This is a genomic window from Streptomyces sp. NPDC043854 (assembly GCF_056436005.1).
Window position 1 is genome coordinate 111924 of record NZ_JBWKDK010000004.1, and the last position, 12149, is coordinate 124072.

15 protein-coding genes and 1 tRNA gene are annotated in these 12149 nt (G+C 65.5%); 7 read left to right on the forward strand and 9 right to left on the reverse strand.

Annotated features, from left to right (window positions below; all coding sequences use genetic code 11):
• Positions 1 to 523 precede the first annotated feature (523 nt).
• Together AC068A_RS05530 and AC068A_RS05535 are read left to right on the forward strand one after the other, a co-directional pair.
• A complete protein-coding gene (locus AC068A_RS05530) occupies positions 524 to 748 on the forward strand; it encodes a DUF397 domain-containing protein (protein WP_478581092.1) in 225 nt (74 codons plus the stop codon).
• Positions 749 to 827: 79 nt separating this feature from the next.
• Positions 828 to 1295, forward strand: a complete 468-nt coding sequence (locus AC068A_RS05535; RefSeq protein WP_478581094.1) for a hypothetical protein — start codon at positions 828 to 830, stop codon at positions 1293 to 1295.
• 62 nt (positions 1296 to 1357) lie between these two features.
• On the opposite strand, the gene AC068A_RS05540 is transcribed toward AC068A_RS05535, so the two are convergent.
• The 8 genes from AC068A_RS05540 to AC068A_RS05575 form a co-directional block, all read right to left on the reverse strand.
• Positions 1358 to 2212, reverse strand: a complete 855-nt coding sequence (locus AC068A_RS05540; protein ID WP_478581097.1) for a YfjI family protein — start codon at positions 2210 to 2212, stop codon at positions 1358 to 1360.
• Between the two features lie 477 nt (positions 2213 to 2689).
• On the reverse strand, positions 2690 to 3424 hold the full coding sequence (locus AC068A_RS05545) for an Lsr2 family DNA-binding protein (protein WP_478581099.1): 735 nt from the start codon (positions 3422 to 3424) through the stop codon (positions 2690 to 2692).
• A 300-nt stretch (positions 3425 to 3724) separates the two neighbouring features.
• Positions 3725 to 4414 (reverse strand): HNH endonuclease, encoded by a 690-nt coding sequence (locus AC068A_RS05550; RefSeq protein WP_478581101.1) that lies wholly within the window; start codon positions 4412 to 4414, stop codon positions 3725 to 3727.
• A 144-nt stretch (positions 4415 to 4558) separates the two neighbouring features.
• On the reverse strand, positions 4559 to 4903 hold the full coding sequence (locus AC068A_RS05555; RefSeq protein WP_478581104.1) for a hypothetical protein: 345 nt from the start codon (positions 4901 to 4903) through the stop codon (positions 4559 to 4561).
• A 92-nt stretch (positions 4904 to 4995) separates the two neighbouring features.
• On the reverse strand, positions 4996 to 5910 hold the full coding sequence (locus tag AC068A_RS05560) for a hypothetical protein (protein WP_478581106.1): 915 nt from the start codon (positions 5908 to 5910) through the stop codon (positions 4996 to 4998).
• Between the two features lie 14 nt (positions 5911 to 5924).
• Positions 5925 to 6275: a hypothetical protein gene (locus tag AC068A_RS05565; RefSeq protein WP_478581109.1), complete on the reverse strand. Its 351-nt coding sequence runs from the start codon at positions 6273 to 6275 to the stop codon at positions 5925 to 5927.
• A gap of 330 nt (positions 6276 to 6605) precedes the next feature.
• Positions 6606 to 7229, reverse strand: a complete 624-nt coding sequence (locus AC068A_RS05570) for a hypothetical protein (protein ID WP_478581110.1) — start codon at positions 7227 to 7229, stop codon at positions 6606 to 6608.
• A 63-nt stretch (positions 7230 to 7292) separates the two neighbouring features.
• Positions 7293 to 7460, reverse strand: a complete 168-nt coding sequence (locus AC068A_RS05575; protein WP_478581113.1) for a helix-turn-helix domain-containing protein — start codon at positions 7458 to 7460, stop codon at positions 7293 to 7295.
• Positions 7461 to 7626: 166 nt separating this feature from the next.
• Between AC068A_RS05575 and AC068A_RS05580 the strand changes: the two genes are divergently transcribed.
• Positions 7627 to 8187: a helix-turn-helix domain-containing protein gene (locus AC068A_RS05580; RefSeq protein ID WP_478581116.1), complete on the forward strand. Its 561-nt coding sequence runs from the start codon at positions 7627 to 7629 to the stop codon at positions 8185 to 8187.
• Positions 8188 to 8192: 5 nt separating this feature from the next.
• Positions 8193 to 9470, forward strand: coding sequence for a tyrosine-type recombinase/integrase (locus AC068A_RS05585; RefSeq protein WP_478581119.1), 1278 nt, complete (start codon positions 8193 to 8195; stop codon positions 9468 to 9470).
• Between the two features lie 88 nt (positions 9471 to 9558).
• On the opposite strand, the gene AC068A_RS05590 is transcribed toward AC068A_RS05585, so the two are convergent.
• Positions 9559 to 9646, reverse strand: a tRNA-Leu gene (locus AC068A_RS05590).
• A 162-nt stretch (positions 9647 to 9808) separates the two neighbouring features.
• On the opposite strand from AC068A_RS05590, the gene AC068A_RS05595 reads away from it, so the two are divergent.
• From AC068A_RS05595 to AC068A_RS05605, 3 genes are all read left to right on the forward strand, one after another.
• Positions 9809 to 11134, forward strand: a complete 1326-nt coding sequence (locus AC068A_RS05595) for a M20/M25/M40 family metallo-hydrolase (RefSeq protein WP_478581122.1) — start codon at positions 9809 to 9811, stop codon at positions 11132 to 11134.
• A gap of 129 nt (positions 11135 to 11263) precedes the next feature.
• Entirely contained in the window at positions 11264 to 11497 is a 234-nt protein-coding gene (gene chpH, locus AC068A_RS05600; protein ID WP_478581124.1) for a chaplin ChpH, read from the forward strand.
• A gap of 99 nt (positions 11498 to 11596) precedes the next feature.
• Positions 11597 to 12149: chaplin (locus AC068A_RS05605; RefSeq protein ID WP_478581485.1), on the forward strand; the 553-nt coding region annotated here is incomplete at its 3' end.

Here is a 12149-nt window from a genome sequence, read left to right on the forward strand (position 1 = left end):
ATTATCTACCCATGCCGACACCGTCATGGAGGAAATTTCAGTGAGCAGCCCCACTACAACCATGGACCCGCCTGTTCATCTTTCTCTGCCTCGAACACCGCCTGAGCCCGCGTCCGGTTGCGGGGTCTGCGCTGCTCTGGTGAAGCAGCGGGGGACAGCCCACAAGGCCGGTGATATGTCCGCTGTTTCTGACTGCAACGTCGAGTTGGCCGCGCACCCGAAGCACGAGCAGGCCCGGTGATGGACATGGAGACGTGGCGAGACAGCTGGACACGGGCCACAGACGCCGCCGAGTCGATACGTGCGGCTCTGGCCGCGCTGGGTGTCCCCGAGGCCGCTTGGACCGGGGTTCGGCCAGTAGTCACGAAAACCGGTCGCGCCTACGTCGAGCTTGGGACTGTCCGGGCTGACGTGGTGGAGCAGATCGCGGAGGCCCTGCGGGGCGTGCGACTTCCGTCCGCTGAGGGGCGGGGGGCGGCCGGGTTCTGATCTGGCCGTCAAGGAGATCAGGAAGGGCACGACGATGACCGACCTGTACGGGCTCCCCATCGAGGGAGCGGAGTTCAACAAGGCGTGCGGAGGCAGCACCCACCCGGACGGCGAGGCGTGCGTGACGCTCGCCAAGATCGGCCCGGACGCGTGGGCCATGGGTGACAGCAAGCGGCCGGACGCGGAGCCGCTGCGCTTCACCACGGCGGAGCTGAACGCGGCGGGCATCGACCCCGCACGGTTCGACCTCTCCGCGTAGCACCTGCACCTCCCCCTCAGACGGCCCCGCCCTCACGCCGACGGGCGGGGCCGTCACCCTTACCAGGAACGGAGCGGCAATGCACATCCACGGATACGCCTGGCTGGGTGAAAAACAAGTCTTCGACAAGGAGAGCATCCGGCGGCCCCCGCCGAGTCAGACACCGACCGCTCACAGTCCGCTGGAAGTGATGGACCGGCACCGGCAGGCCGTAGCCGAGTTCCCCACCACGGACGTGCCGCCGCTCCAGACGGCGCACTGGCTGATCAAACCGGCCTCCATGGTCCGGGGCACCTGGGAGGAGCCGAAGGAGGCCGGGGAATGGCTCGGGCTTCAGCTGACCGAGCTCGCCCCCCGCTTCGCCTCGGAGGAGGAACGGCAAGTGACCCGCCTGGTGCTGCTCGTGAAGTCGGCCGTGGAACGGCTGACCTGGGGAGGGGATGTGTCACTGGGGCACTACCTCAAAGGAACCGTATTCCATTCGGTTGCCCTGGTGTCCTGCTCCCCGAACCGTTCCAGTCCCGAACTGTCCTGCCCACTCGGGTAGTCGAAGCAACGAACAAGCCCCGGCCTGGGTGAGGCCGGGGCTTGCTTGGTTAGTTCGGCCGCTCAGAGCAGTGAGCGGAACGGGTTCTCGGCGGTGGGTCCGGCCAGAGAGACCGGGCGGTGAGTGGGGGCCGGGCGGTAGGAGTCGATACGGACAACCTTCGCACCGTTGCTTTCCATTACGGTCCGCTTCGCCGGCGCTGACGCGCCGTGCTGGGAACTGTCACCGCGAAGTGTGAAGACGGTGGCCGGTCGGCCCGTCTTCCCCGACCGTTCCACGGTGACGACGATGCCGGGTAGTGCCTTGACCTCTTCGGCGGTCGCTCCCACGTAGGGCAGGACCTGAGAGGACGTGGCCCGGCCGCCATGCAGCTCGATTCGGGCTCGGACCTTGTCCGTCAGGCTGAGCGGCTGCCGCTTCATCTTTGGGGCGTAGGCCCCCTTGGTGATCCGGACAGCGTCCTGGACAGAGCGACGTACGAGAGTGAAGGCGGCCGACAGGATCTCTTCCGTGACAGTCTCGGAGCACTCGGACGCTGCCAGGCAGGCCGCTACCCGAAGGGTTTGTTCGGCCGTTCTCTCGATGAACACCGACTGTGCTTCGGGCAGGGTCTCACCCAGGATGCGGGCATAGCGGCGGACGATCCGCCACAGCGGTCGTGCATCCTCGGAGAGTGTGATCACCCGGGGTCGGGCGGTAGCCCAGCCGTAAGCGTCGGACAGCTCGGAACCGTCCACCTTCGGCAGACTGATCCGGTCATCGTCCAGCATCGGAACCGACCCGAGCAGGAAGGGCAGGATGCGGTTGTACGAGCCTCCGGCCGCCTCCGACTCCCCAACGTACTTGGCCCAGTCAGACGGGGTGATGTGCGAATGGAGAACCATCGCAGGGTCGCGCACTTCCTGCGCTTCGTCCATTCCTCCTCCACCACCAGGGCCCGGACGTCGCGCCCGTGCTCCGTCTCGGAGGTCGCTTCCTGTTGCTCCCACAGGTGATTGACCAGACTGGCTCCGGACGTGATCCCGGATGTGGTGTGCGTGGCGAGGAACCGTCCCAGGGAACCGTCCAGGACGTGAAGCGCTGCCCGCAGGGCAGTCCCCTTACCCCTTCCTGTACCGGCGCAGAGCGCGGACCAGAGGAGCACGGGCCGGCTGCTGCCACGCGACGACACCTTGACCGTTCCACCGATCGCGGCCGACCACATCGACAGAGCGGCTACATACACCCCCAAGGGGTCCGTCTCCATGAACGGGGCGATCTTGCGGACCGCGCGACCGATGGGACCGTACAGAACGGGGGTGCTCATGCTGCCTCTATCTCAGGGAGGGTTAGTTGGGTGGCCGCTGGCCGGGGAGGCCGGGCGCACTCGGCGCCCGGCACGCTGGGGGCGGCATTCAGGCCGCTACCGCTTTTCCCTGCACGGACTCTCGGTTGGCCAGCTCGTACGCGTGACGGACGTTCATCGGGACACGACCCTGAGCGGGAAGCTTCGGCCACCCGTTCTCGCGCGCCCATGCCCGGATCAGCCGGTTACGTTCCCGCGTGCTCATCCCCGAACGGTCCACCTTCACAGGCTGGGGAAGCGGGTCACCACCAACCAACTCACCCGCACAGACAGCGGACTTGAACCGTCCGGGCGCACGGACGTCCATGCAGGGGATGCCACGCTCAGACGCGTCCCAGAGCTTCGCACCGTTGCGGTCCCCACCCTCACCCAGGATCAGCAGGACCGTGCTGTCATCGGCACGCCCAACCACCTCGTAGCCCAGGTTCCGCACAGCCTCACGCGCCGTGTCCCAGTCGTAGCCCGGAACCTCCCCCGCGATCATCACGGACCGCCCAGCGTCAGACTCCGCCGCTTCCTCAGTCACGTCCGGCACGTCGTCGCAGCCCGACTCGACAGGCACCACATCAGCCAACGTCACGGGGTCAGGGTCGGCCGCAACGTGTTCCGACGCCCCCAGGGCATCCACCAGGTACAACCCGAACGACTCGGCGTGAGAGTCACAGAGATCCCACGTGCGCACTCCCAGGGTCAGCGTGTCCGTGGCCTCTTCCTCACTCCCATCCTTCGCCAGATGGGCGTCACAAAGCGTCTTGAGAACGGGGACGAGAACCGTCTTACGCATGACGTGAGAATCCTTTGATTCGGGGCCGACAGGGCGAGCAGTCGATGGGCCGGAGCGTTGCTCTTACGGCTGCCGCACTCGGTAGGTGCGACGTGATCAACTCTGCCAATCCCCTATCACGAAACGGTAACGAAAAGATTTCGAGACAATTACTCTCGTGAATGCAATTACTGGGGTAATGCCTAGTTAGAAACAAATGGGGACCGCCCGGGGCGCCCTCCTTCTGCCGCGTTCGCCAATCAAAATACCGAGACGCCGAAGCGGCTCGACAGGTATCGAGCCGCTTCGTTCACGCGTTTGTTACCGGGCACCGAAAAAGGCGTCCATGATTTCACTGAAGCTGCCAAATCCGGGCTGCTCGGAATAGGTGGGGCGCGGGGTGGTTGAGTAGCCTGAAAGATGGGCCGCCTGTACCTGTTCGCTCACTCTGCGTCGCAGCTCATCTATTGCTTCTCTATCTCGGGGAGGGCGCGCTTCGGGAAAGCATTTTCGGAACCACTTTCGCCGCTCTGGATCTGCTATTTCGAGGCACGCGGACTCAACTCTGCGGATCGTTCTCACGCACTCCTGGTGAGCGTCCTGGTATGAGCCCAGAAGCGAGATGTCACCTAGGGGTGTGGCGCTTCGTGGGCGGGGGAGTTGGAATTCTCGCCGCATGATCCATTGAGGAAGTGGGCTATCTCCCTTGCTCAAGTTGCAGTCGTCACAGGCTGGAACCAGGTTCTTGGAGCTGTCCTCTCCGCCTCCAGCAAGCGGGATCACGTGATCCATGACACGAGACTCCGCGCCGCAGTAGACGCACCGACCGTTGTGGGCGAACAAGACCATCATGTGAACCCACCAGTAGAACCGCCTTCTTGCCACTCCGCCCCTTCCGCCGTGCTGGTGGCGCGACAGTAGCGAGCGCCTCTGACAAACGACTCGCTCAGGCTCGGCAGGAGAAGCAACGTGGTGGCGCGTGTTCAAGCCGGTCATCCCATGGACGGCCATCGCCGGTCAGAAGCCATCCGATGTGAACGGAGAACTCTCGGAGGCAGCCGGAGCACTGCGGCTCTGCCGAGGGGCATTCGATGCCGGGCTTGTGCTGGCCGTCATGGCTGCCTGCGGCCCCGGCCTTGGCCGCTCGGCGGGCGCTCACTGCGCATCACCTTGGAAGGCCCAGCCGAGTCGCTTCATGCCCTCTGCGGTCAACCCCAAGGAGCTCGCAAGGTGCCGGTACTCCATCTGATGTGTGCTTGTCGCCATGCCGTCCAGGATCTTGCCGAAGTAGGTGAGCATCACTGCCACAGTCGGGATGAACGACTCGTCCCACATGGCGGCCTGAGGGCCGCTCCACCACTGCCGCCACTGCTCGTGCTCCGCATCGGTCCACTCCCGCCCCGACGGCATGTCGGGCACTGGCAGGCCGTGGTCCCACGGAAGTTCGACCAGCCCCTTGTATCGGGAGTGCGGGGAGTTGGGGTTACGCATCTTCGGCATGGGGTGACCTCCAGAAGTGACAGCCCGCTGAGCGGAGAGTGGACGGAACGGGCCCCTGCCTCTGAGGTAGGGGCCCGGGGCGGTTCGGGCAATTAGGCGGCGGTGGGCCACTCGACAGCTGCCTTGACGATCCCCTTCGTCGGCTTGGACTCATCGAACGTCGAATCCGCCTTCTTGGTGTCCAGCTCGGGGTAGCGGACGATCTTGCCGCCGTAGAGGTGAAGGGTGTCGATGTAGTCGGCCCGGTACTTCTCCGACTGGCCCTCACGGAAGCCCGAGAACTGGGACGCGTAGGTGGCGAAGTCCTTGTGTCCGGCCACGATGTCCACGCCGGTCGGCATGGCCGTGGTGCTAAGGATCGTGAAGCCGGCCAGACGCGCCGCAACACCGTTCGCGGTCACGCCGCCCTCGCCGTAGGTGGCAGCGTTGGCGACGGCCGGGAGTTCCACGAGGTGGCGCTTGACGCGGGGTGAGACGACCACGTACCGGCCCGCCGGGATGTCGTTGTCGTCCAGAGCCAGCATCATGTCCAGGATCGTGCTGTAGAGGCTTTGAGGGATGTTGGTTGCGGTCGGCTTGATGTTGGGCAGAGCCGTGGCGCCGTTGGCAATGACGCCGCCCATGAACGTGTCGGCTTCCCGGGCAAGGGCGCGGATCATCTGCTGGTTGATCGGGGAGTCAAGCCCGGGAATGGTGAGCTGGACTCGCTCGGCGTCCTCCACGAGCACCTGGAGATATTTCGCCTCAGTGATCGGGAGCTTCTGATCCACGGTCTCCGGGCGCTGCGCCGTCATGCCATCGGGAAGCTTGTAGTCCCCGACCGAGGGGCGCAGAAGCGAGTTGATGTGAACCACATCACCCTTCTTCCGGATCTCACCCTCGTACTTGTGATTCGAGACGATCGGGGAAGCCCAAACAAGCAGCGGGTCAAACTGGGTCAGTAGGTCGGCGTCCCAGATTTCCGGGACGAAGGTGTGAGTGGAAGCGTTCTGGTAGGCAAAGGTCATATAGGTACTCCTGGTTAGCGCTTACGGACGTCAAGGGAAACGCGGCGGACCGCAGGCGGGTCGTAGCGGTTGTAGCCAGCTCCAGCGATCGGAGCGAACTTTGGATCCTGGGCTGCTGCGAGCGGAGCCAGGGCCTTGCCGATGGCCTCGGCTGATGGATTTCCGTTCTCATCAAGGAGCTTGGAAGCATCCAGATAGTCGGTGAAACCGTCACCGAGCTTGATACCGGCTTGGGCGGCCTGGATCCTAACTTCGGCTTTGGCGAGCCTGGTTGCGTACTCGCGCTGCACCTCGGCCCGGACGGCTTCGGAACCGTCGGCCGGCACCTGGGCTGAAGAATGGGAATCAGTCTGTGGGTCGCTCACAGGCGACACCTCCTCAGAATCTAATCAAGCGGGAAGAAGTAAGGGCCGCTCTCAAGGCGGCCCATCACCCTCACAAGAGGACAACGTAAGAGAAGACACTGCCCCCCTTACCCCCCACTGTGAACGATGCAAGTAGGAAGCAAGGGAGGAGTCTTCTCTACGTTGTCCCCTCACAGGGAGGTATCCGCAGAGCCTCATGACGACTTAGGAACTGCCCGGCCCGTGGGCCGTGCCAGAGGCACACCGCCGAGTGTGCATGGCCCCAGAGGATCGCTCCTCCACTACCTGCGAATTAATGCGACACAGCGGAAGGGTTCGCCGAATCGACCCTTATGACCACGTCCGAGCTGTGTTGACCCGGCCCCACAGTTGCCGATAGCCCGTCAGGTCCTGCTGGCGCAAGCCGTTGAAGTCATAGACCAGATTCCTGTTCTTGCCCACTTGGATTCCCTTGTACCTGAGACGTCGGGTGCGGGCCCTAGCGGCCTTCTGGTGGACGCCGCAATGCCTGCGTGGCCTGCCCGCCTTGCGGTGCGCCTCACGGTCGTACAGTCGCTCTTTGCAGCCACTCCACCAGCATGTTTCGGGAGGGAAATTCCTGCGCTCCAATGCGAACCCTGACCCGTATCCATGCGTGAGCAGTGCCTGTTCAAGGATCTGCGACAGAGGGTCAGGGGTTTCCTCTCCAGGCCGCTCCTGCATCAGATTTCGCATTGCGGACTGTCCGGCCTCGGGATCGAAGTCGGGCAGGGATGCGACGAGGGATGCTACTGCTAGTGGAGTCATTCCGGTGTGAGCCGCCGCAATGCGGTCGAACTCCGATTCCTCCTGCCTTGGCCATGGAGTCGGCCAGTCGTCCCACACCTCAGCGCCAGCCATGGCCAGAATTGCGTCGGCCTTCCGCTCCAGACTCCTTCGCTCCCTCTCGCCGGACGGCGGGATGATCTGGTTCACGCATTCCTCTCATGAAACAAGAAGGCCCCCGGTTGCCTCGGGGGCGTCAATTGGTCGCGCTGTTCAGTTCTGCTGATCAAGCCACCGCTCAAGGTCCTGGAACCGGCATCGAAGGCTTTGGCCTACCTTGCGAAACGGGATGTCTTCCTTGCGCCAGTTCCCGTAGATCCAAGACCGAGGCTTCCCGAGGTACGCGGCAACGTCGTCCAGCGTCATCAGCTTGTGTTCCATGTGTTCCCTCCAGAGCCGGCCCGGTTGGCGGTAGTTCCGTCTGTTGCTGTCCGGCTGGTCCCCAGACTGCCAGCATCCGAACATGTTGCGTCAAGTTCAATATGAGTGATCCACACCACCTTGCCGAACTGCTTGCATTAAGTTCGGTTGCCGCTATGGTGGTGGCATGAACACAGAAGACGCAGGCGCACTCAACGAGTGGCGGCGTGACGGCCAGGAGCTGGTATGGCGCCGCTACTACGGCCCCTGGGAGGTCTCGGCGCGAGCGAACGTGAACGCGCCGTTCACCGGCCCGTCCGAACTAAGAATCCGGCTGAGCGTCGGCGGGAGTGACGAGCGGATCGACCGGCTGATGGGCGAGGCCCTGGAGACGGACGGTATCCCGGCCAGCCTGCTCCGGCAGGTGCCATTTGCGGAGATCAAGGCGCAGTTTCGGGCGGCACTGAGTCAGCGGCAGGACCGGCCCATGAACGAACCGTGGCCGGTTCCGAACCGGTGCCGCACAGACCTTGACTACGCCCTGCTGGTGGCTGAGTTGGCCCGGATGAGGGCAACCGGTACCACCGCACCGCAAGGCGAGTTGGCGGCGCGCTTGGGCGTCGGCAAGGCGACGCTCTCGGAGCGGGTCAAGCGAGCCAAGGAACTGGGCCTGTGGGACGGCAAGCAGCCCACTGGCAAGGCCAGGGCACTTCTCAGTGAGTGGTTGGACGAGCGGAAGGAGCAGTAGCCCCAGTGGCGAAGCGCGGTAACGGGCTCGGCGGCACCCCCGTGGAGATCAAGCGCACGGGCAGACCGAACACCTGGGGCGTCCGGACGCCCCTCCACTTCAACAAGGCGACGGGGAAGAAGGAGCGCTACTGGATAGGCAGGGAGTACAAGACCAAGACCGAGGCTGAGAAAGCGCTCAGGAAGTGGATCACCGACCAGGAGGCGGGCAAGATCGCGGCCCGCTCAGACATGAAGCTCGGTGACTGGTTGGACAAGTGGCTGAGCAATCACAGGAAGGAGGGGACGACCGTGGCCGGGTACGAGACGAAGATCCGTCTGCACATCAAGCCGCACATCGGCAGCGTGAAGCTGTGCGAGGTCACGGATGACACCCTGGACGACCTCTACCGGCTTCTGGAGACCGCCCCGTGCCCGACCAGCGAGGGCAAGCCTCTGGGGGCCAAGAGCGTCCGGCACGTGCACAACATCCTGTCGGCAGCCCTCAAGGCCGCAAAGGTCAAGAAGCTGATCTCAGCTAACCCGGCTGAAGACGCCAACCCGCCGACTGAGCGGCAGATCCGTGCTCAGAAACCGGTTCATCCGACGCTGGACGACGGCCAGACGGCCCGGTTTCTGTCGGCGGTGTGGGAGCCGTGCCGTAATCGGGCCTGTGATGACGGTCTGACCCATCACTGTCTCCGGGATGCGCCCCTGTGGACTGTCTACGCCGCCACAGGTCTCCGACGCAGTGAAGCCCTGGGGATGAAGTGGTCCCTCATCCGCTGGGATGAAGGAGTCATCGAGCTGGGGTGGGTGGTGGTCGAAGAAGGCAACTCGTACAGGCTGCGGAAGCTGACGAAGAACGGAGGCGACAGTGAGTTGATTCGCGTTGATCAGTCCGTGATGAGCATCCTCAAGAGGCAGAAGGAGCGCCAGGAGCAAGAGCGGGCACGGCTCGGCGGGGCATGGGTCGATCATGACCTTGTGTTCGCCCGGGACGGCTTCAAGCTCCAGAGGAGCGGCAAGGCCGGAGGCCCGCAGGACCCTGAGAAGGTCTCGGCACGGTGGCGCACGCTCCGTAACAAGCTGCACCTGCCGGAAGACTTCCGCATCCACGACTGGCGGCACAGCTACGTTACGAACGCTCTGGAAGCCGGGGAGAACCTGGTGGAGGTCAGCGCGAACGTCCGGCATCACTCAGCGGCCTACACGGCGCGGGAGTATGGCCAGCGCCGCACGGACAACGCTCGCAAGCTGGCCACGTCCAATGCAGGCCGGATCGGTCTGTCGTCCCTGGTCTGACCTGGGGATTCGCTGGGCCGTTGGTCACGTGGTTGGTCACGCCACAGCCCGGAAAAGCAGAAAACCCCACATGAAGTGGGGTCTCAGCTGGTGTCCGAGGGGGGACTTGAACCCCCACGCCCGATAAAGGGCACTAGCACCTCAAGCTAGCGCGTCTGCCATTCCGCCACCCGGACAAGGTGTCTGTCTCGCGGCCCTCGGCCGTTCCGACGTGGAAAACATTACCAAACATTCCGGGGTGCTCGATCACCCCCCTGCGGCCGGGGACGCCCTTGGGCGGAGCGGGCCGAAGCGGGAGGATGGGGAGGCAGTCGGACCGACCAGTGGGAGGAAGCAGCGTGAGCCAGTCGAGCGCGGGCAGGACCGTCTCCGGCGAGGACGAGGTCGTCGACCTCTGCAGGGACCTCATCCGGATCGACACCAGCAACTACGGGGACCACTCGGGCCCCGGCGAGCGCAAGGCCGCCGAGTGGGTCGCGGAGAAGCTCGCCGAGGTCGGCCTCGAACCGCAGGTCTTCGAGTCGCACAAGGGGCGCGCCTCGACCGTCGCCCGGATCGAGGGCGAGGACCCCTCCCGTCCCGCGCTGCTGATCCACGGGCACACCGACGTGGTGCCGGCGAACGCCGCCGACTGGACGCACGACCCGTTCTCCGGCGAGATCGCCGACGGGTGCGTGTGGGGCCGCGGCGCCGTCGACATGAAGGACATGGACGCGATGACGCTGGCCGTCGTGCGCGACCGGCTGCGCAGCGGCCGCAAGCCCCCGCGGGACATCGTGCTGGCCTTCCTCGCCGACGAGGAGGCGGGCGGCGTGTACGGCGCCCGGCACCTCGTGGACAAGCACCCCGGGCTGTTCGAGGGGGTCACCGAGGCCATCGGCGAGGTCGGCGGCTTCTCGTTCACCGTCAACGAGAACCTGCGGCTGTACCTCGTGGAGACGGCCCAGAAGGGCATGCACTGGATGCGGCTCACCGTGGAGGGCACGGCGGGCCACGGCTCGATGACCAACACCGACAATGCCATCACGGAGCTCTGCGAGGCCGTGGCGCGGCTCGGCCGCCACCAGTGGCCGGTGCGCGTCACCAAGACCGTACGGTCCTTCCTGGACGAGCTCTCGGACGCGCTGGGCACCCCCCTCGACCCCGACGACATGGACGCCACCCTCGCCAAGCTGGGCGGCATCGCCAAGATGGTCGGGGCCACGCTGCGGAACTCGGCCGCGCCGACCATGCTGGGCGCCGGCTACAAGGTGAACGTCATTCCCGGCCAGGCCACCGCCCACGTGGACGGCCGCTTCCTGCCCGGCTACGAGGACGAGTTCTTCGCCGACCTCGACCGGATCCTCGGCCCGCGCGTGAAGCGGGAGGACGTGCACGGGGACAAGGCCCTGGAGACCGACTTCGACGGCCGGCTCGTCGACGCCATGCAGAGCGCCCTCAAGGCGGAGGACCCGATCGCGCGCGCCGTCCCGTACATGCTCTCCGGCGGCACCGACGCCAAGTCCTTCGACGACCTCGGCATCCGCTGCTTCGGCTTCGCGCCGCTCCAGCTGCCGCCGGAGCTGGACTTCGCCGGGATGTTCCACGGAGTGGACGAGCGGGTGCCGGTGGAGGGGCTGAAGTTCGGGGTGCGGGTGCTCGACCGGTTCATCGACAACTGCTGAGATTCGCGAGGGTGTGCGTATTCCACTGAGAAGAGTGAATGCGCTCATACGCTAGTAGCCCCGGTGATCCCTCCTCGTTACAGGTGATGCGGTCCGCGGCTGGGACCGCATTGCCTACTAGGAGGAACAATGCTGAAGAAGGTTGTGGCCGCTGCTGCTGCCACCGGTGGTCTGGTTCTCGCGGGTGCCGGTCTGGCCGCTGCCGATGCGGGTGCCCAGGGTGCGGCCATCGGCTCCCCGGGTGTCCTGTCCGGCAACGTCGTCCAGGCCCCGGTCCACGTCCCGGTGAACGTCTGCGGCAACACCGTCAACGTCATCGGCCTGCTGAGCCCGGCCTTCGGCAACACCTGCGTCAATTCCTGACGTTTCTGAAGTCTTGGGCCCCGGAATGCATTCCAGCGTTCCGGGGCCGCCGGGCTTCAGGGCCCGGCCGTTCGTTTTTCCAGCTGGGGGATCACACAGATGCGACGACAGGCAGCGGTCACCAGGAAGACCCTGATCACCATGGCGGCGGCAGGGGGTGTGCTCGCGCTGGGCGGGGGATACGCGCACGCGGACTCCGGCGCGTCCGGCCGCGCCGTGAACTCCCCGGGCGTCCTGTCCGGGAACAACGTCCAGGCGCCCGTGGACGTTCCGGTGAACGTCTGCGGGAACACGGTCACGGTCGTCGGGGGCCTCAACCCGGCCTTCGGGAACCACTGTTCCAACGGATCGGCGAAGCCGGCGGAGCCGGGCCGGCCCGGCGGCCACCCGGGGAACCCCGGGCACCCCGGATATCCGGGGCACCCCGGATATCCGGGCCAGCCAGGCCACCCGGGGTACCCCGAACTGCCGGACGAGCCGTGCGACGAGGGCGAGCACCCGGGCAACCCCGGTACGCCCGGTCAGCCTGGCACTCCGGGTACGCCGGGTCAGCCGGGTACGCCCGGTCAGCCTGGCACTCCGGGTACGCCGGGTCAGCCGGGTACGCCCGGTCAGCCTGGCACTCCGGGTACGCCGGGTCAGCCGGGTACGC

What these genes read in the sequence shown, in the direction of transcription:
- AC068A_RS05540 (WP_478581097.1), bottom strand. Translation starts at nt 2,212, where the DNA reads ATGGACGAAGCGCAGGAAGTGCGCGACCCTGCGATGGTTCTCCATTCG.
- AC068A_RS05545 (WP_478581099.1), bottom strand. Translation starts at nt 3,424, where the DNA reads ATGCGTAAGACGGTTCTCGTCCCCGTTCTCAAGACGCTTTGTGACGCC.
- AC068A_RS05555 (WP_478581104.1), bottom strand. Translation starts at nt 4,903, where the DNA reads ATGCCGAAGATGCGTAACCCCAACTCCCCGCACTCCCGATACAAGGGG.
- chpH (WP_478581124.1), top strand. Translation starts at nt 11,264, where the DNA reads ATGCTGAAGAAGGTTGTGGCCGCTGCTGCTGCCACCGGTGGTCTGGTT.
- AC068A_RS05550 (WP_478581101.1), bottom strand. Translation starts at nt 4,414, where the DNA reads ATGGCCGTCCATGGGATGACCGGCTTGAACACGCGCCACCACGTTGCT.
- AC068A_RS05560 (WP_478581106.1), bottom strand. Translation starts at nt 5,910, where the DNA reads ATGACCTTTGCCTACCAGAACGCTTCCACTCACACCTTCGTCCCGGAA.
- AC068A_RS05535 (WP_478581094.1), top strand. Translation starts at nt 828, where the DNA reads ATGCACATCCACGGATACGCCTGGCTGGGTGAAAAACAAGTCTTCGAC.
- AC068A_RS05580 (WP_478581116.1), top strand. Translation starts at nt 7,627, where the DNA reads ATGAACACAGAAGACGCAGGCGCACTCAACGAGTGGCGGCGTGACGGC.
- AC068A_RS05575 (WP_478581113.1), bottom strand. Translation starts at nt 7,460, where the DNA reads ATGGAACACAAGCTGATGACGCTGGACGACGTTGCCGCGTACCTCGGG.
- AC068A_RS05530 (WP_478581092.1), top strand. Translation starts at nt 524, where the DNA reads ATGACCGACCTGTACGGGCTCCCCATCGAGGGAGCGGAGTTCAACAAG.